This window comes from Streptococcus sp. GMD4S (assembly GCF_000296955.1).
The window spans coordinates 1-792 of sequence record NZ_AJRE01000329.1; the positions used below are offsets into that span (position 1 = coordinate 1).

Genomic DNA, 792 nt, shown 5'->3' on the forward strand with positions numbered 1-792 from the left:
AGAGATAGATGACAAAGAAACAACTTCACCTGGTGATTGTGACAGGGATGAGTGGCGCAGGGAAAACAGTAGCCATTCAGTCCTTCGAAGATTTGGGATATTTTACCATTGACAATATGCCGCCAGCCCTCTTGCCAAAGTTTTTGCAGTTGGTAGAGACCAAGGATGATGACCATAAGTTAGCCCTAGTAGTCGATATGCGTAGTCGTTCCTTCTTTTCAGAGATTCAGGCTGTTTTGGATGAATTGGAAAACCAAGATGATTTGGACTTCAAAATCCTCTTTTTAGACGCAGCAGATAAGGAATTGGTAGCCCGTTACAAGGAAACCAGACGGAGTCACCCACTTGCTGCAGATGGTCGAATTTTAGATGGCATTAAGCTGGAACGTGAACTTTTGGCACCTTTGAAAAACATGAGCCAAAATGTGGTGGATACGACAGAACTCACCCCACGTGAACTTCGTAAAACCATTGCTGAGCAATTTTCAGACCAAGAACAAGCCCAGTCTTTCCGTATCGAGGTCATGTCTTTTGGATTCAAGTATGGTATTCCTATCGATGCAGACTTGGTCTTTGATGTCCGTTTTTTGCCAAATCCATACTACCTTCCGGAACTCCGCAATCAGACAGGTGAGGATCAAGCAGTTTATGACTATGTGATGAATCATGAAGAGTCTGAAAGTTTCTATCAGCACTTACTCGCTTTGATTGAACCCATTTTGCCAAGTTACAAAAAAGAAGGCAAGTCTGTTTTAACCATTGCAGTAGGATGTACAGGTGGACAGCACCGTA

Annotated in this window: 1 protein-coding gene; it reads left to right on the forward strand. The window is 43.2% G+C overall.

Features of this window, described 5'->3' with window-relative positions; genetic code table 11:
- Positions 1-8 precede the first annotated feature (8 nt).
- On the forward strand, positions 9-792 hold a 784-nt coding region (rapZ, locus tag GMD4S_RS09715), incomplete at its 3' end, for an RNase adapter RapZ (RefSeq protein WP_000163038.1).